Consider the following 18683-nt stretch of genomic DNA (forward strand, 5'->3'; position numbering starts at 1 on the left):
TGTTGTAATTGGATATCATTCAATATTTAATTATCGGTCTAGTCATATATTTTTTAGTAACAAAATTTTTACCCACACCTGGAGTTCGTCAAATTACAACAACTCAGTTAAAAGACGAATTAAAAGACAAAAACAAACAGTTTATTGATGTTCGTACTTCCATGGAGTATAAAGCAAACCATATAAAAGAGTTTAAAAATATGCCATTAGCGAACTTAAAAACAGATGTGAACAAACTGGCAAAAGACAAAGAAGTAGTAGTAATGTGCCAAAGTGGCATGCGTAGTACTTCAGCGGCTAAACTATTAAAAAAGCAAGGATTCTCTAAAGTAACAAACGTAAAAGGCGGCATGAGCGCCTGGAGATTGTGATTAGTGGTTAGTCGTTAGTAATTAGTTATTAGGCAAACCCTAACTACTAACGACTATTTTCAAATGAGTACACGTTGTGTCAGCGTGATTGATCACATAGGAGGGAAAGTTCTTATGAAGCAAATTTCAGCAAAAGAATTAGAACAAAAATTAGCAAACGGTGCGACAGTTTCTATTATTGATGTTCGTGAAGCAGAAGAAGTAGCACAAGGTAAAATTCCTGGAGCTGTTAACATTCCTTTAAGCTTAATCGAATTCCGTACACAAGACATTAATAAATCAGAAGAGCACATTATCGTATGTCGTTCTGGTGCACGTAGTGGTCAAGCAACAATGTTCTTAACTTCACAAGGTTTTAACGTAACGAACATGGTTGGTGGAATGTTAGACTGGGAAGGCGATGTAGTGGTTAGTTATTAGCTGTTAGTCTTTAGGTAAAAGTGTACTATATATAGAATGCTAATATGATTTTAGTTTTGGTTATTAAACTATATTTTTTTCAGAAAAATATACCTATACAAGTAAGGGGATGTATTCATAATGAAAGTAAACTTAACGTTAGATGCTAAAGGTATGGCTTGTCCAATGCCGATCGTAAAAACAAAAAAAGCAATTGATACAATTAATGCAGGAGAAGTATTAGAAGTAGTTGCAACCGATAAAGGATCTAAAGCGGATATAAAAGCTTGGGCTGACAGAATTGGTCACCAATATTTAGGTACAACAGAAGAAGGCGATGTATTAAAGCATTATATTCGCAAAGCAACTGCTGAGGAAGAAAAGCAAGAGCAAACATATCCACACGTTGTAAACAATGAAGAATTAGAAGCGAAATTAAACGAAGATGTAGTGGTAATTGACGTACGTGAACCAGCTGAATTCGCTTTTGGTCATATTCCAGGTGCTTTATCGATGCCATTAGGTGAATTAGAAGAATTAGCAAACACAGTGAACAAAGATGCGATGATCTATATAGTATGTCGTACAGGAACTCGCAGTGACTTAGCAGCAAAAACACTATCAGAAAAAGGTTTTACAAACGTATTTAATGTTGTTCCTGGTATGAGCAAGTGGGAAGGACCAACAGCTTAATCTTATAAATTTTTTTAACTCAAAACATACTACAGGGGGTATATCAACCATGTTAAACGCAATGAATTCAAAAGATGTAACGAAAAAAATCTTAAACAATGAGCCATTATTTATTTTAGATGTACGTAATACAGAGGATTTCACTAACTGGAAAATCGAAGGATCGACAGTTGAACATAAAAATATTCCTTACTTTGATTTAATGGATGGTGTAGAAGCGTTTTTAACTGACATTCCAACTGAAAATGTTTTAGTAGTATGTGCGAAAGAAGGTTCCTCTATTTTTGTTGGTGAGATGTTAGTAGAAGCAGGAGTGAAAAATGTTTCTTACTTACAAGGTGGTATGAAGGCTTGGAGTGAGTATTTAGAGCCTGTAAAAGTGGCAGACCTAAAAGATGGCGGTACATTATACCAATTCGTACGAATCGGTAAAGGTTGCTTATCGTACCTTGTAGAATCAAAAGGTGAAGCAATGATTATTGACTCTACTCGTATGGTAGACCAGTATATTAGCTTCGTTGAAGAAAAAGGGTTAAAAATTGTTCACGTAGCAGATACACATTTACATGCGGATCACATTTCTGGTGGACGTAAAATCCGTGAAGCTACAAATGCAACTTATTGGTTACCACCAAAAGATGCAGAAGAGGTTACGTTTGCATATGAAAAATTAGAAGACGGTGTTGAAATTACGGTTGGAGACACGAAAGTTCAAGTACAAGCTATTTACTCTCCTGGTCATACAATTGGAAGTACTTCTTTCGTAGTAGATAACCAATATTTATTAACTGGTGATATTCTTTTCGTAGAGTCAATCGGTCGTCCTGACTTAGCTGGGAAAGCACAAGATTGGGTTGCAGATTTACGTGAAACGTTATATACACGTTACAAAGAGTTATCTTATGATTTAGTCGTTTTACCTGCTCACTTCGGAAACATGTCTGAAGTAGGTGAAGGTGGATTAGTAGCAGCACGCTTAGGTGATTTATTCGAAAACAATGCAGGTCTAAACATTGAAGACGAAGAAGAATTCCGTAAATTAGTTTCTGAAAACTTACCACCACAGCCAAATGCTTACGTGGAAATTCGTGAAACAAACATGGGTAAAATTAACCCATCTGATGATGAGCAACGTGACATGGAAGTTGGTCCAAACCGTTGTGCGGTACATGGATAATAACTATTTATAGTAGGGAAGAGTTCCTGCTGGGGAATTTACTCCAGTAGGAACACCACCCCTTCAGTACATTATATTTTTTTACTTATTTTTATACCCCTATGGGTACATGGAAATAACAAAACTTATTTCAACTTTTAGGAGGAATACTCCATGAATAAAATTACAACTTATACAACTAACCGTTGTCCATATTGTGTTATGTTAAAAAATTTCTTAATTGATAAAAATATTCCATTTGAAGAAGTCAATGTAGAAAACAATCCTCACTTAATGCAACAACTAGTAAACGAAACTGGTCAAATGGGAGTACCTCAAACAAACGTAAACGGAAAATGGATCCTAGGCTTCGACCCAAACGGAATCGTAGAAGCTTTAAATAGATAAGCTAAGGAGGCCAAAAAATGACAACAACAGCAAAGTTAATTACAGCTAAAGAATTAACAGAAAAAGTATTAAACAAAGAAAACACCTTCATTTTAGACGTTCGTAACGAAACAGACTTTCAAGACTGGAAAGTAGAAGGAGAAAACTTCGAATACTTAAACGTACCATATTTCGAATTGATCGACGGTATTGAGCCAATAGCTGACAAAATCCCGAAAGATAAAGAAGTAGTAGTTATTTGTGCAAAAGGTGGGTCGGCCGTATTTGTAGCAGAACAATTAGCCGAAGCAGGCTTTGACCGTGTATCTACTTCAGAAGATGGAATGAAAGCATGGAGCGAACATTTGCATAAAGCAAAAGTATATGCAGACGATAATATTGAAGTATATCAATTTATTCGTGTAGGTAAAGGATGTTTATCTTACATGGTAGTATCTGACGATGAAGCGTTAATCGTGGATCCATCCCGCTTCTTAAGTGAGTACACAGAAGCGGCAGCAGCCCACAATGCAAAAATCACTCATATCGTAGATTCACATTTACATGCTGACCACATTTCAGGTGGCAAGTTATTAGCAGAGCAAACGGATGCAAACTATTATTTAATGAAGAGCGAAGGTGCCGTTTTTGACTTCAATGCACTTGAAAATTTCGAGAAAATCGAATTTAACAAAGTGACACTAGAAGTTTTAGCTGTAAAAACACCAGGTCACACACCAGGAAGTGTATCATTTTTCGTAAATAACAAATTACTATTCTCAGGAGATACCATTTTTGTAAGTGGATTAGGTCGCCCAGATTTAGGAAATAAAGTGAGAGAATGGGCAAATGACCTTTATGATACAGTGCATACGAAAGTAGCAGAAATAGCGGATGACGTAATTGTTTTACCAGGTCACTATGCTGACTTAAACAGTGAGTTAAATGATAAAGGGTTTATAGGGGATACTTTAGGGAGCATCCGTACTCGTAACGAGAAAATGTTTACAACACCAAAAGAAGAATTTTTAAACAACGTAGAAAAATCAGCAAGCTCTGTAAAACCACCTAACTTCGAAGAAATAGTAGCGATTAACCGCGGTGTCGAGCAAGCTGATCAAGTCAAAATGCAAGAATTAGAAATCGGACCGAATCGTTGTGCGGTTCACCACACAGAATAAAAAAATAGGTAATATTTCTAAGTTTATTGCTTTCCAATTTCTTTATTAACCATGAGTGGATTGGAGCGGAAGGAACCTTACTCCTGCGGGACATAGAGCGAAGCGTGAGACTCCGCAGGCGGAACACAGGAGGCTCACGTCGCTCATCGAAATTTGCAAGGCGCTCGGTCTGCTCCATCAAAACTGGACCGCTCCGCAGCGAGATAAAGGAAACACGGTTTACGACGAGAGGAGTAAACCGATGTTGACTTATCGACTGGAGGAGAGGGAAGTTTTGTATGGAGCAAGCGCCTGGAACTAGACAACCCGCGGAAAACAGGTTCCTGCAGCGGAAAGGAACGGATTAGATTTATCTCCTTAAAACAACAATCTTTTAGAAAAGAAACAAAATATTAAACTACTGGAGGAATTTAAAATGAACGCAGATAAAGTATTAGACGCAAAAGGATTAGCATGTCCAATGCCAATCGTTAGAACAAAAAAGGCTATGAACGAATTAGAATCAGGTCAAGTATTAGAAATCTTAACAACTGATAAAGGTGCAAAGAACGACTTAACTGCTTGGGCAAAAGCTGGTGGACACGAATTATTAAATCATGAAGAAAATGGTGACGTGTTTACATTCTGGATCAAAAAGGGTTAATAGGCAGCAATACAACGCCATACTCAAAAACAGAATGTAAGCATTGTTCCAACCAAAATAAATGTTTAAGGGGGCCAAAGCTGGTTCCCTTTTACTGGTTACAAATTAATTGTTGTTTTTCACTAAGAAAGGAGAGTGTGCACAATGTTGAAAAAGTGGATTCCAGCCTTTGAATGGATACCAAATTATAAAAAAGGCGACCTATCAGGAGATATGCAAGCGGGATTAATTGTTGCGATTATGTTAATTCCACAAGGGATGGCCTATGCGATGTTAGCTGGCTTACCACCAGTAATCGGGCTATACGCATCTACTATACCGCTAATCATATACGCACTATTCGGGACGTCTCGTCAGCTTGCTGTAGGTCCAGTCGCGATGGTGTCTTTATTAGTATTATCTGGAGTTTCCCTCTTAGCTGAACCAGGATCACAAGAGTATATTTCACTCGTACTGCTACTCATGTTGATGATTGGACTTATACAATTTTTAATGGGAGTACTTAAGCTTGGATTTTTAGTTAATTTTATCTCACATGCTGTTATTAGTGCATTTACTTCAGCTGCCGCTATCATTATTGGTCTTAGTCAATTAAAGCATCTATTAGGTGTGAAGCTAGAGGCTGATAAAGATGTGTTCAAAATTTTGTTTGAAGCTATAACTAGAGTAGCAGAAATTAATCCAACAACTTTTGCAATAGGTATTTTAAGTATCATTACTTTAGTATTGTTCAAAAAAGTAATGCCAAAAATCCCAGCCCCACTAGTTGTAGTCGTATCGACTATATTAGTTGTCTACTTCTTTCAATTAGAAAGAGTTGGAGTAAAGATTGTTGGAGAAGTACCAAGTGGATTACCTACATTCTCCTTACCTATGTTTAGTTTAGAATCAGTAATTGCATTATTACCAATCGCAATCACCATTTCTTTAATTGGTTTTATGGAATCGATCGCGATGGCAAAAGCGATAGCTGCAAAAGAAAAATATAAAGTAGTTCCAAATAAAGAGCTTATTGGTTTAGGATTAGCAAACGTTGCTGGTTCTTTCTTCTCTGCTTACCCTGTAACAGGTGGATTCTCAAGATCCGCAGTAAATTACCAATCAGGTGCAAGAACACCATTAGCTAGTATCATTAGTGCGGCACTAATCGTATTAACATTGTTATTTTTCACGGACTTATTCTACTTCCTGCCAAACTCAGTATTAGCAGCAATTATTATGGTCGCTGTATACAGCTTAATTGATTTCAAAGAAGCGAAACACTTATTCCAAGTTCGCGCGTTAGACGGTTGGACGTGGGTGATTACTTTTGCTGGAACATTAATTCTTGGAATCGAGGAAGGAATCTTAGTAGGAATTGCCTTCTCATTAATCCTTTTCATTGGAAGAAGTGCCTACCCACATGTCGCAGAAATAGGTTTATTAGAGAAAGAAAATGTGTACCGTAATATCATTCGCTATCCGGATGCTAAAATAAATGAAAATGTTTTACTGTATCGTGTAGACGCTTCCCTATACTTTGCAAACATGTCCTATTTAGAAGATAAGTTAATTCAACGAATCGGCGACCAACCAAAAATAAAATGGGTTGTTTTAGACTTTAGTGGTGTTAACTCTATAGATGCAGTTGCCATACATGCTTTAGAGGAAATTATTGATTCTTATGATAAAGCTGGCGTAACCTTCTTATTAGCAAGCGTGAAAGGGCCAGTACGAGATGTGCTTCAAAAAGCTCATTGGGATGAAAAGTATCAAGGTAAATATGAGTTCTTATCCATTGATCATGCAGTAAATGCCATTGAAAGAAAAGAGGTGTAATCAATGGAACAACTAGATTTACGGGATAGAAATAAATTGTTTATTGAAAAAGTAAAAAAAGAAAACCCGAACTTTTTTGATGAGTTGAAAAAAGGCCAAACACCAGAATATTTTCTTATTTCTTGCAGTGATTCAAGGGTAAGTCCTTCTGTCATTACCCAAACTTCTTTAGGAGAAATGTTTGTACACCGTAACATCGCAAACCAAGTGAACCTAGAAGATGAAAGCTTATCAGCAAGTCTTTATTATGCATTAAAGCACTTAAAAGTAAAAAAAATAGTAGTAAAAGGCCACACAGACTGCGGTGGCGTAAAAGCAGCTTGGAACGAAAACGATGAAGAAGAACTAAGAGGCTGGATAAAAGGTGTAAGAGACAGTCTGCCAGAAAAAACAAATGAAACAGAAAAGTTAACCGTCGACGAACTTACAAAATACAATGTCCTTTCTCAAGTAGAAAAACTAAAACAACATCCTGTTTACGTGAAATATGGTACCGGCGTACAAATATCAGGCTGCCTATTCCATGTTGATACAGGAGAACTAGAAAAAATAACAAATTAAATATAAAGTTTCTTTTTTGTAAAGTTCTTTAATTTCCGTATTATGTTCTAATGTTCTAACTAAAGTGGATTGGAGCGGAAGGCACTTGACTCCTGCGGGAAATAGAGCGAAGCGTGAGACCCCACAGGCGGGACGCCGAGGAGGCTCACGTCGCTCCCCGCGGAAAGCAAGTGCCTGTAGCGGAAAGGAACGGTTTATATATTAAACACAAGAGACTAGTTAATTACATCCTGGTCTACTTTTGTTTTCCGTAAGGAGAGAGCAAGATGAATCAAAACACAACCGAAGAATCTAAATATATTCAACAACATTTAGCAAACGAAAGAACGTATTTGGCCTGGGTTCGTACAGCCATTGCCATCATCGGTATCGGCTTTTTAGCAACCTCCCTGCACTTTAACACAGACCTTCAATCAATCTTAAATGATAGAATAGCTATCTCCATTAGCGTATTTTCTATCTTTATTGGACTTGCGACCCTACTGTTATCCACCATCATTTATTTTCGAAATAGGAAGAACATCAATACACAAACCTTCCATTCTTCCTTCAAATTAATTATTTTTATGACCATAATAATTGCGACAGTTTTCCTAGTATTTCTTTTATATTTTATCGCCTAAAAAAGCGTTTTTTCATTCCATACTGGGTATAGTAAGGAAAGTAGAAAAGCTTTAGTATGGAGGGAATAAAATGTCAGTAAAAGATATTTCCGTAAAAGAACTAACGAGCAAGGTCCTAAATCACGAAAAACTTTTTATACTAGACGTTCGACCAACCGATGCATTTGACGATTGGAAAATAGAAGGGCGAAATGTGCACATTATTAACACCCCATATTTTGACTTGTTGGAAGGAATAGACTCGATAGAAGACAAACTACCAAAAGGTGAACCAATCTACGTTGTATGTGCAAAAGGTGGTTCGTCCCTAATGGTAGCGGAACAAATTGTAAAAGCTGGATATGATAACATATTTTCCGTAGAAGGTGGTATGAAAGCTTGGAGTGAGCATCTAGAGCCAATAAAAGTTGGAGAGCTGAAAAACGGTGGAGCTATTTATCAATTTGTTCGGATTGGAAAAGGCTGCTTATCTTATATCATTGACTCGAATGGTGAAGGTGCTATCATAGACACGAATCGAATGATTGACCAGTATGAATCTTTTGTAAAAGAAAACAACATGAAGATTACACATGTCTTTGATACGCATCTACACGCCGATCACATTTCGGGTGGTAGACAGTTTGCTGAAAATCATCAAGCAACCTATTATCTCCCACCGAAGGATGCAGATGATGTGCAGTTCGAATACAAACCATTACAAGATGGCGATGAGTTTACAGTTGGTAATACAACGGTTAAAGCCGTTTATTCACCAGGTCACACCATTGGAAGTACTTCGTTTGTAGTAGATGACCAATATTTATTAACAGGCGATATTCTATTCATCGACTCCATTGGTAGACCAGATCTTGCAGGTAAGGCAGAAGATTGGGTTGGTGATTTAAGAACGACTCTGTATGAGCGTTATAAAGATTTAACAGATGAGCTTCTCGTATTACCAGCTCACTTTATGGGCATTGGAGAAATGAATGAAGATGGCAGTGTCGCCAAAAAGCTTAAGGATCTTTATAACGAAAACCATGGCCTTAACATCCAAGATGAAGGTGAATTTAGAAAAGCAGTTACGGAAAACTTACCTCCACAGCCAAACTCTTATCAAGAAATACGAGAGATGAATATGGGGAAAATCCATCCTGATGCGGAAAAACAACGTGAAATGGAAATAGGACCGAACCGTTGTGCAATTAGATAATTTCACTATTATTGCTCCTAACATAATTAGGGGCAATTTTTTTGAGCCTTAATGAAAAGATTTCTCCCCCATCATGTATAATAGAAATAACATATTTATAGACAGGGTGATGGTCTTTGAAAATATTTTTCGAGTATTTGTTATTAACAGTCGGCTCCATATTGGTAGCGATTGGTTTAGAACTAATATTAGCACCTAACAAGTTGGTTGACGGAGGAGTTACAGCACTTGCCATTATGGGGAAAAATTTATTTAACGTTCCAATATGGCTCATTTTCCTCGGATTTAACTTACCAATCCTTATATTTACTGCAAAAGATGTTGGGAAACAATTTGTTGTTCGAACACTTTACGCCAATGTTATAACAACGTTTGCCCTCATTTATTTAGCGCCAAAAGCAGCTATCACTTCTTCTGAAGTATTAATCGTTTTATATGGTGGGCTTACTTTAGGGACAGGTGTAGGGATTGTCGTGAAGTATGGGGGAGCTATTGACGGAACAGAAATGTTAGCCGTATGGTTCCATCGACATTACGGTATTTCCATTAGTACATTTTTGCTAGCAATAAATGCTGTTATTTTAACGATGGTTGCCTTTGTCTTTTCATTAGAACAAGCGATGTTTTCACTAGCTATTTTTTACATAGTATCAAAAATTATTGATTTCTTATTAGATGGCTTAAATCAAGGTAAATCTGTTATGATTATTTCCGATATACCAGATGAAATTGCGGAAGCATTAATGGAAGAGATTGATGCTCGTATTACTTTTCTGCATGGAGAAGGTGGATTTACTGGTGAGCATAGAAAGATGATTTACTGTATTACAAACCGCTTTATGTATTTGAAACTTAAACAAGTTGTGTTAAATATAGACCCGAGTGCCGTAATAGAAGCTTCTTTTGTAGCGGAAACGACTGGTGTGAAAAAGCATAGTTACTTTCCGAAAAGTAAAGGATAAAAGGTTCGTTACATGATAGAGTTCATCCTTTTTCTACTTATTGGAATACCTTTCATTCACTTGGTTCATGAGCTTGGGCACGTAGTAGTGGCAAGAATTTTTCACGTAAAAAAAACTAGAATCGTACTTGGGATGGGCAGCCCAGTCTTCCAATTTAGCATTTTAGGCACAAGTGTCGAAATAAACAAGATTTACATGTTTGGTGGGTATTCAACAAATGACGAGGATGGCAAGCTTTCCTATCTTCAACAAGCACTAATTTCGCTAGGTGGTCCGACTCTTAATATCCTATTGATCTTTGCATCCATCCCTTTTATTACTAGAGAAAATGTGTACTTTTTTACGTTGTTTATTTCTTTTAATATATGGATTGCCTTATCTAATTTAATACCTTTTAAGTTTGGGGATAAGCGTTCGGATGGATGGGTCATTGCCTCTTCTATTTACTATGGAATAAGCGCATTTTTAAGAAAATATAAGTGAATTTTTAATAAAGGCGAGGCTGGGGCAAAAAGGCCGATGAAGTTCATCTGGCATAAAAAATTGGATGTAGTTGAACTTCATAAGGCTGAAGAAGTTCATCTGGCATTAAAAAATTGGATGTAGTTGAACTTCATAAGGCTGAAGAAGTTCATCTGGCATAAAAAATTGGATGTAATTGAACTTCATAAGGCTGAAGAAGTTCATCTGGCATAAAAAATTGGATGTAATTGAACTTCATAAGGCCAATGAAGTTCATCTGGCATAAAAAATTGGATGCAGTTGAACTTCATAAGGCTGAAGAAGTTCATCTGGCATAAAAAATTGGATGTAGTTGAACTTCATAAGGCCGATGAAGTTCATCTGGCATAAAAAATTGGATGTAGTTGAACTTCATAAGGCTGATGAAGTTCTTTTGTAGAGAGTGCTTCAAGGACTTTCTTTCATATCGGATAATACCTTTGTTTCATCAATAAGTAGAGGCCCGCTATAACAAAAAAATTTCTTACAGGCCACTTCCATTTAATTCTCTGGGTTTTTCCCAGCCTCGTGTCTATTTTTTATCTACAACAAAGTAAGAAAATCCATCTCCCACAGCACCATTTATTTCTGTTTCGTTGCCTTCTTGGTCTTGGACAACGGCTTCTCCAGAAACTACTTTTTTGTATAATTTTTCATCTGTCTTTAATAAGGCGTGTTTTATTTTTGCTCCTGAAAATAATTCGATAGGCATTCCGTTTATACTTATTTTCATTTTACATTCTCCTATCCATATTTTTTCTATTTAGCATACTTTGTCATGAATAAACTGTCCAATGCAATAATTCGCCTGCCTATGTTCATAATTTTACTTTATAGGAACAACTATTTGTTTTTATAGATGAATAGTAATGAAGTTGGATGTTAGACAACAGGTTCTTTCTAATTATTCTTGCTAGTTTTACGATTTTTTTACAATTTTTTAATGAAATGCAAACAATATTTCCTTACTATGTAGTTGTGTGTCGAAAACAATTTCAGGAGGGATACAATGAATTCTTTTGTCAAAAGTAATAGAAAAATATATTCTATTATTCTCGTTTTTTCCATGTTATTTTATTCATTATTCGGTTCGATTGGAGCAACATTTGCATCCGCAAATAGTACTGAATCAAATGATAATGTAATCGAACTGAAGGTGCTACATACGAATGATCTTCATGCTAAGATCAATGATTTTGGAAAAATAGCAGCTTATATTAACGAACAAAGATCTAATGCAACTCACTCCTTATATTTAGATGCTGGTGATATCTTTAGTGGTAACCCAGTAGTAGATTTGAAATATGGTGCCCCAATTGTTGATTTATTAAACGATATGGGACTTGATGCCATGACTATCGGAAACCACGATTTTGATTACGGTCAAGCGGAAATGGTGAAGCGTATCAATGAATCGAATTTTTCATGGTTAAGCGCTAACACCATTATTAGAGAAACACCAGTTGAAATGGAACAGCCTGATCCATACCAAATTTTTGAATTCGAAGGATTTACAGTAGGTGTACTATCTTTATCACAAACACCACCTGCAACAGCTCCAGCAAACGTTGTAGGAATAGAATTTCCAAATGTAATTGAAACAGCTTTAAATTACGAAAGTTTACGAGACGAAGTGGATGTACTTATTGCCTTAACACACCACGGTTACTCAGAAGATATTAAACTTGCAGAAGCAGTTGATTTCTTTGATGTGATCATTGGAGGGCATTCTCACACAACATTAACAAGCCCGAGAGAAGTAAATGGTACTCCGATTGTTCAAACTGGCGGTAATGCGGAGAACGTTGGTAATCTAACAATAAAGTTAAACGACGTAACAAAAGAAGTAGTAAATGTAGAAGGCTTTTTGCAAAGAGTTGCTAATCTATCAGAAGTAGATGAAGCAGTTCAGGCAAAAGTAGATGCTTATAATGCAGAGATGGACGAACTACTTGGTGTGGTCATTGGTGAGACCGAAACAGGCTTAAACAGAAGTGGGAACGGAGACTCTTCGTTAGGTAACTTTTGGACAGATGCAATATTATTTCAAACACAATCAGACATTGCTTTAACGAATAACGGTGGTTTACGTGCAAATATTAATGCAGGCGATATAACCAAATTTGATATTTATACAATTGAACCATTTGCAAACGAGATTATGAAAATTGAAATGACTGGAGCGGCTATTAAAGAAGTTATCAGATACTCGTATACACGTGATGGCCGTAATCGAGTAGATTTACAGACTGCTGGTTTAACATACAAAATTATTACGAACAATGTTGGTCAATATATTACAGCAGAACTTTTTGTAAATGGCGAACCGATTAAAGACGACGAGAAATATGTTGTTGCAGTAGGAGATTATATTGGAACGGGTGGTTCTGGTTATAACTTTGAAGGTACAGTATTAGAAGCAAAATCTGGCTTCATGACTCATGCGATGATAAATTTTGCTGAAGAATTAACAAGGAATGGTCAAAAAATTAACTACACAAACAATCAAAGAATTACGATAGAAGTATCTACGTCTGCACCACCAATTGGGAATGTTATTGGTACAACAGAAAAAGGATTATCTTCTGCAAGCAACACAAAAGGTGATTCTAGTTTAGGTAACCTTTATACGGATTCCGTTCGTGAAGTTACTGGTGCAGATATTGGCGTGTTAAATAATTCATCAGTTTCTGGTAACATCGCTGCTGGAAATATTACAGATGGGCAAATTGAAATGTTAGACCAATTTAAAAATGAAGTGGTAGTAACCAAAACAACTGTGAAACGTTTAAAAGAAGTTTTCTTAGAACAATCGACCTATCACAATGGAATAGATGTTCAAGTATCTGGAATACATTATGAATTAGTGAAAGAGAATGGTAAATTCGTAGAAGTGAAGGTTACAGATGTAGAAGGAAATGAACTTTCCGATTCTACGGAATTAACAGTTGCCTACAATGACTTCATGCACGGACGCGGTTTCTACAATTTAGGAAACGAGCTTGTAGGAGAAAACCACGGAAAAGTATGGGAAGCTGTTGTAGCTTATGTTACGCAACAAGATGGACCAGTTGATTATGTAGAAGGTTCAAGAATTACTATCTCTGGTGAACAATCACCTGATCCGGGCGACCCAGGTGATTTACCAGCAGGAGTTGTTTCGGTAACAGAAGCTATTGCAAACAATAATGGAGAAGGAAGAGTTCAAGGGTATATCGTTGGAACTAGTGGGTTAAATAACTCAATAGGGGACGGTAACCTTGATGGACCATTTACAATTGCAACCAATATTTTAATAGCGGACAGTCCAGATGAAAGAGACCCGTCGAAAATGTTACCTGTTCAATTACCTAATACAATTACTAGAACTGAATTAAACTTAGTTTCTAATCCCGATAATTTAGGAAAGTTAGTTAGAATTACAGGTGACTTATCTCCATATTTTTCACAGCCTGGTATGCGAAATGGAAAAAACCATGAGTTTATAGAAATTTACGAAGAACCAGAAATGAAAAGTGAGGCAGTTACAAACTTTGTAATGAAAGATGGTAGTGAAGTATCGGAGTTAAGACGTAAGTTAGAACTAGATGTTCATGCGACGGTACGAAATAACATTAGAGCGCAAAAGAACTTTACTATTACTGTTCAATTAGTAGATAAACATGGAAGAGTTAAACATAATGTGGAAGAAATAATTTCGATAGATGGTGAAAGTGAGTTTGTTTTCTCAGAGTTTGTAAAAATCCCGGCTAATCAAAATGGTCAACGTTACACATTAACTGTTGAAATTATGGATGAAGACGGAGAAGTTATCTCATCTGAGAGTATTAAATAAGGTAAAGGGTGTAGCCATGTATTTGATGGCTACACCTTTTTTAATATCCCATTTCGCTAAGAAGCTCCAACAAAAGATCCGGTCGATCCGTAATAATCCCATTGGCCCCATTTTCTAAAAGACGTCTCATTTCTTCTTTCTCATTTATCGTCCAATAATGTAAATGTACTCCGTTTCTATTTGCGTCCCTAATTAATCGCTTTGATGTTAAATCGATTCCACTGTTTTTGCGTGGAATTTGGAATGCATCCACTTTTGTAAAATAAGCATTGCGAGCCATTAACTTATGAAGAATAACGAACTTCGTAATTTCCTGCTTTCCGCCTGCAAGGGCCACTCTACCTTTGGCGAAAGAGTTAAACGTATCTATTATTTTTTGATCAAAAGAAGCAATTAACACTTTATCTTCCATATTATACTTCTCGATAAGGAGCCATAACTTTTCAGCGATTTCCTTCATTCTCTCTGGAGGGTTATCATCTTTAATCTCGATCTCCCATCGCATATGACCGAAGTGCTGGAACAACTCTTCTACCGTTGGAATGTAAACACCTTGACCTTGGTAACTACGATTCCCTTCTAAATCAACAAAATAATTCCCTGCATCTAACCGTTGAAGCTCTTCTAAAGTCATCTCCGCCACAACGCCTGTGCCATCAGTTGTTCGATCAACAGTAGGGTCATGAATGGCTACTAAATGGCCATCTTTTGAAATATGAATATCCGTTTCTAGCACGTCGACACCCATTTCAACTGCTTGTTGAAATGCCGCTATTGTATTAGATGGTGCCAAATGTTCTCCACCTTGATGAGCGATGACAAGTGGTCGGTCACTTTCGAAAAATGGTTTGTCTGATAAATCGGTGGTGAGAGGTAATAAGTATAATGTTAAAAAGAGCAAGGAAATAAGTAAAAATATAAAAAGTAAAAAATTAGTCCAGATTGATTTTTTCTTTACTATAAGTGGAGTGTTTGACATGTGTGTTCCTCTCCTTTTCGTTCAACTACTAATCTATTATTCATTTATATGTCATTTTCCTGCTTGTATGTAAAAGAAGTGGTATGTGAAATGGTAAGGAAACTATTAGAGATGCTGCCGATGAAGTTCAAATTGGTTAAGGAAAATAGAAGCAGATGAACTTCAAAAGGCCGATGAAGTTCAAGTTGGGTAAAGAGACAGCATCGCTTACTTCGTATACTTCACCGTTTTTTGCAACATTTAAGTTTTAAAAGAGTGCTTTTTCTAATCATTCATTTTGAAACGAATGAAAAAGCAACTCATTGTAAAACGTGCCCGCTACGTTGTAATGCTTAATCTGTTCTTCTATAATGGAAACAAATAGAAGGGAGCGTTTAGCATGTCTGAAAAATTCGAGCAACAACTAGATGGTTTATTAGAAAAGTACACGGAGTTATTACTAGGAGAAAGTACGGAGGAGCGTAAAGAAAAAGTAAAAGCTTGGGTACTTTACACATATATCGCGAAATCGATGCCGCCATTGGCCAAACATTGGAATGACCAATACCCAGATGCAAAGCAAGAAATGATGTCTCTTATTTCTGAAATTAAGCAATTAAACGAAGAACATAGGGCAAAGAAGTAAATAGAATATTTATGTACACGCGGCTTATTATTGTAAGTCGTGTTTTTTTATTAGAGGAAATATTCGCTAACGGATATACAAAGAGATGCTGACCTAGTTGAGCAACTTGCGGACATTAAAAAAGCAAGGGGGGGGGTATATTTTTGCTAGAAGCACAAAAATCCGCTCTAGGCGCACAAAAAATATGACTTGGTGCACTACTTTTAGCCTCAGGTGCACACAAAGCGTGATAGGCGATCGAAAAATAAATCTAGCCGCACACAAATTAACTAATCTAGGTAAAAACACATATACACGTATAGGTAAAATCACTAATTTCCTCTAACAATTTATACAAAAATAGCTTTTTCCATCAAAAAAAAGAAAAAGCTCCTTATTTGGTTAAAATCAAGTCGAGGCAAACAGTTTCTACCCCGACTCGCCACAATTTTATTAAACAACCTACTGCATCATCCCGCCACTCCCATAAGGAAACTGATTTGTATATCCTTGAAATTGCTGCTCTGTTTGCTGCATCTTCTGTGCATCTGCTTGCTCTAAGCTGTACCAACCTTGTTGGAACATCAGGTTATACAGTTCACGTTGGCTGTTTTGCGTTTCTGTAAAAATGGCTAACAAGTCAGAATAGATATGTTGGTTACTTGCCTCATTTAATGCCGTACAATATGCATCCGTCATATACTTTTCCGTTGCTAACATATCGTTTATAAAATCACGATCATTCATTTCTGGTGTTTTTGCCACTTGTGATTCTGGATTTTGAATTTTCCCTTGTTTCATCCTTATTCAGCCCCTTTCTATTGTAGTGGTGCTTGTTGAAGATTCGAACTCTTACAGTGACTTAATATCTTTTCATAGTGGCGTTGGTGCATTTGTCCTACTTTATCAATTGCTTGTTTTATTTCTTGGTCTTGGCATTGTTGAGCAAAAAAGTGAGCTTTTTTCATCGCAAGTAAATTCCATGACATCATATCTGTTAAATATAAAGAATCCTTTGTCGTTACAACGTCAGGTGGCTGTTGAAAAATCGCTTGCTGCTGCGACATGTTTGGTTGCTGCGCTGGTTGTTGTTGCATAAAAAAACCTCCCAATTTAAAATTGAATTAATTTAATCATCGGTTCGTTTAGTGAAAAACGAAAGTTAAGCATTATGTATAGAAGTTTTATTAGTGTTTCACTTCAACACCACTTAAATATAATGTGTACAACAATCGTTTTTCGTATAGTAATCCTACATTTTAAAATTCTCTTAATCATTTGTAATTTGTCCACTTGCACAAAAACTATTCCGTTCCCCCCGTGAATTTTTAGTGACTGAAGTAAAAAAAATACCAGAAAAAAATTAGACAAATTCTTCATAATATCGACATTTTCTTGTATTCAACGCCCGAAAAAGATGATAGAATTAGTTTGGCTATTTTAATTGAGACACACGTGAAAGCGTTTACTATACATTTTCAAAATGGCTTTGTTAAAGGATATGTTTGATTTTTATTCCTTTCTAGCGGTTGATTTCCGTGCAAGTCGTAGACTCCTGCGGGAGTAGCGGGGGACTGGAGACCCCACAGGCGAAGCCGAGGAGGCTCCAGCCACGCCCGCGGAAAGCGGAGACTTGCACGGAAATCAACAGCGGTGTTTAACAGAGCCTTCAAAAAAGAGAACACATCTTAGAGGAGTACGGGAGGTTTTTTATAATGGAACAATTAATGCGCAATACCTTCTTATTTTTATCAAAAAACAAATCGTTAACGAAACTAGCAAAAAAGTACGGATTACGCTTTGGAGCTGGTCGATTTGTTGCTGGAGAAACAATTGACCAAGCAGTTAAAGCCATTCAAGACTTAAACAGCAAAAATCTATGTGTAACAATCGACTATTTAGGAGAGTTCATTGATACAGAAGCAGAAGCAAACGAAATGGCGGACAACTCTATTGAAGCAATTCGTGCAATCGGAAGCCAAAAGTTAGATTCACAGCTTTCTTTAAAAATGACATCTATGGGTCTAGACATTTCCGATGAAATCGTTATGGCTAACATGCGTCGTATTTTAGATGCGGCAAAAGAAAATGGCGTATTCGTTACAATCGACATGGAAGACTATACTCGTTGTGAAAAAACGATTCAAGTCTTTAAAAAGCTTCGTGAAGACTATGAAAACGTTGGAACAGTTATACAATCTTACTTATATAGAACGGTTTCAGACATGGAAGACTTAAACCAATATAAGCCAAACCTTCGTCTTGTTAAAGGTGCATACAAAGAGTCACCTGAAGTTGCTTATCCAGAAAAGAAAGACGTAGACGACAATTTCAAAAAAATTATCAAAATGCACTTATTAAATGGAAACTACACAGCTGTTGCGACACATGATGACGCAATGATTGAATATACAAAGCAAATTGTAAAAGAACACAACATTCCAAACGACCAATTCGAATTCCAAATGTTATATGGTATTCGCGAAGAGCGCCAATTAGAGCTTGTAAAAGAAGGCTATAAAATGCGTGTTTACGTACCATACGGAACAGACTGGTACGGATACTTTATGCGCCGCTTAGCAGAGCGCCCAGCAAACGTTGCATTCGTGTTAAAAGGTATTATAAAGAAATAAAATAAAGATGAGAGATTGCTTCTTGCAGACTCTCATCTTTTTTATTTTGACAGCTATTTAAAGACCACGTTGATTTCGAACAATGCTTCGCTTTTCCCGAGCATGTCTTAGTCCAGGCTAACTCAACTAATTTTAAAGAGAA

The 18683-nt window shown here is 36.6% G+C and carries 20 protein-coding genes; 16 read left to right on the forward strand and 4 right to left on the reverse strand.

Going from position 1 to position 18683, the window contains the following annotated elements; all coding sequences use genetic code 11:
* The first annotated feature begins 8 nt into the window (after positions 1-8).
* From CDZ89_RS03360 to CDZ89_RS03420, 13 genes are all read left to right on the forward strand, one after another.
* Positions 9-371, forward strand: coding sequence for a rhodanese-like domain-containing protein (locus tag CDZ89_RS03360; protein WP_096156702.1), 363 nt, complete (start codon positions 9-11; stop codon positions 369-371).
* 114 nt (positions 372-485) lie between these two features.
* Entirely contained in the window at positions 486-791 is a 306-nt protein-coding gene (locus tag CDZ89_RS03365; protein ID WP_096156703.1) for a rhodanese-like domain-containing protein, read from the forward strand.
* Positions 792-911: 120 nt separating this feature from the next.
* Positions 912-1463, forward strand: coding sequence for a sulfurtransferase TusA family protein (locus CDZ89_RS03370; protein WP_406564871.1), 552 nt, complete (start codon positions 912-914; stop codon positions 1461-1463).
* A gap of 49 nt (positions 1464-1512) precedes the next feature.
* Positions 1513-2640: an MBL fold metallo-hydrolase gene (locus CDZ89_RS03375; protein ID WP_096156705.1), complete on the forward strand. Its 1128-nt coding sequence runs from the start codon at positions 1513-1515 to the stop codon at positions 2638-2640.
* A 153-nt stretch (positions 2641-2793) separates the two neighbouring features.
* On the forward strand, positions 2794-3027 hold the full coding sequence (locus CDZ89_RS03380; RefSeq protein WP_096156706.1) for a glutaredoxin family protein: 234 nt from the start codon (positions 2794-2796) through the stop codon (positions 3025-3027).
* A gap of 17 nt (positions 3028-3044) precedes the next feature.
* Positions 3045-4187 (forward strand): MBL fold metallo-hydrolase, encoded by a 1143-nt coding sequence (locus CDZ89_RS03385; protein WP_096156707.1) that lies wholly within the window; start codon positions 3045-3047, stop codon positions 4185-4187.
* 415 nt (positions 4188-4602) lie between these two features.
* The gene (locus CDZ89_RS03390) at positions 4603-4830 is read left to right on the forward strand and encodes a sulfurtransferase TusA family protein (RefSeq protein WP_096156708.1); all 228 of its coding nucleotides are present in this window, start codon (positions 4603-4605) and stop codon (positions 4828-4830) included.
* A gap of 144 nt (positions 4831-4974) precedes the next feature.
* Entirely contained in the window at positions 4975-6648 is a 1674-nt protein-coding gene (locus tag CDZ89_RS03395) for a SulP family inorganic anion transporter (protein ID WP_096156709.1), read from the forward strand.
* A 3-nt stretch (positions 6649-6651) separates the two neighbouring features.
* Positions 6652-7209: a carbonic anhydrase gene (locus CDZ89_RS03400; protein WP_096156710.1), complete on the forward strand. Its 558-nt coding sequence runs from the start codon at positions 6652-6654 to the stop codon at positions 7207-7209.
* 266 nt (positions 7210-7475) lie between these two features.
* Positions 7476-7832, forward strand: coding sequence for a YidH family protein (locus CDZ89_RS03405; RefSeq protein ID WP_096156711.1), 357 nt, complete (start codon positions 7476-7478; stop codon positions 7830-7832).
* A 70-nt stretch (positions 7833-7902) separates the two neighbouring features.
* Positions 7903-9027: an MBL fold metallo-hydrolase gene (locus CDZ89_RS03410; RefSeq protein WP_096156712.1), complete on the forward strand. Its 1125-nt coding sequence runs from the start codon at positions 7903-7905 to the stop codon at positions 9025-9027.
* A gap of 116 nt (positions 9028-9143) precedes the next feature.
* Entirely contained in the window at positions 9144-9989 is an 846-nt protein-coding gene (locus tag CDZ89_RS03415; RefSeq protein ID WP_096156713.1) for a YitT family protein, read from the forward strand.
* 12 nt (positions 9990-10001) lie between these two features.
* Positions 10002-10472 carry a site-2 protease family protein gene (locus CDZ89_RS03420; protein ID WP_096156714.1) on the forward strand — a complete coding sequence of 157 codons (471 nt, stop codon included), beginning with the start codon at positions 10002-10004 and terminating at the stop codon, positions 10470-10472.
* Between the two features lie 550 nt (positions 10473-11022).
* Here CDZ89_RS03420 and CDZ89_RS03425 read toward each other — a convergent pair.
* Positions 11023-11223, reverse strand: a complete 201-nt coding sequence (locus CDZ89_RS03425) for a hypothetical protein (protein WP_096156715.1) — start codon at positions 11221-11223, stop codon at positions 11023-11025.
* 276 nt (positions 11224-11499) lie between these two features.
* Between CDZ89_RS03425 and CDZ89_RS03430 the strand changes: the two genes are divergently transcribed.
* Complete coding sequence (locus CDZ89_RS03430; protein ID WP_100333274.1) at positions 11500-14325, forward strand: 5'-nucleotidase C-terminal domain-containing protein; 2826 nt, start codon at positions 11500-11502, stop codon at positions 14323-14325.
* 40 nt (positions 14326-14365) lie between these two features.
* Here CDZ89_RS03430 and CDZ89_RS03435 read toward each other — a convergent pair whose 3' ends face one another.
* On the reverse strand, positions 14366-15304 hold the full coding sequence (locus tag CDZ89_RS03435; RefSeq protein WP_100333275.1) for a glycerophosphodiester phosphodiesterase family protein: 939 nt from the start codon (positions 15302-15304) through the stop codon (positions 14366-14368).
* A 379-nt stretch (positions 15305-15683) separates the two neighbouring features.
* On the opposite strand from CDZ89_RS03435, the gene CDZ89_RS03440 reads away from it, so the two are divergent.
* Positions 15684-15929 (forward strand): YusU family protein, encoded by a 246-nt coding sequence (locus CDZ89_RS03440; protein ID WP_096156718.1) that lies wholly within the window; start codon positions 15684-15686, stop codon positions 15927-15929.
* 441 nt (positions 15930-16370) lie between these two features.
* Here CDZ89_RS03440 and CDZ89_RS03445 read toward each other — a convergent pair whose 3' ends face one another.
* Both CDZ89_RS03445 and CDZ89_RS03450 read right to left on the reverse strand, forming a co-directional pair.
* Complete coding sequence (locus CDZ89_RS03445) at positions 16371-16709, reverse strand: spore coat protein (protein WP_100333276.1); 339 nt, start codon at positions 16707-16709, stop codon at positions 16371-16373.
* A gap of 17 nt (positions 16710-16726) precedes the next feature.
* Positions 16727-17005: a hypothetical protein gene (locus CDZ89_RS03450; RefSeq protein ID WP_096156720.1), complete on the reverse strand. Its 279-nt coding sequence runs from the start codon at positions 17003-17005 to the stop codon at positions 16727-16729.
* A 618-nt stretch (positions 17006-17623) separates the two neighbouring features.
* Between CDZ89_RS03450 and CDZ89_RS03455 the strand changes: the two genes are divergently transcribed.
* Positions 17624-18541, forward strand: coding sequence for a proline dehydrogenase family protein (locus CDZ89_RS03455; RefSeq protein ID WP_100333277.1), 918 nt, complete (start codon positions 17624-17626; stop codon positions 18539-18541).
* Positions 18542-18683: the final 142 nt, after the last annotated feature.

Source organism: Bacillus alkalisoli (assembly GCF_002797415.1).
In the GTDB taxonomy this organism is placed as follows: Bacteria; Bacillota; Bacilli; order Bacillales; family Bacillaceae_I; genus Bacillus_CD; species Bacillus_CD alkalisoli.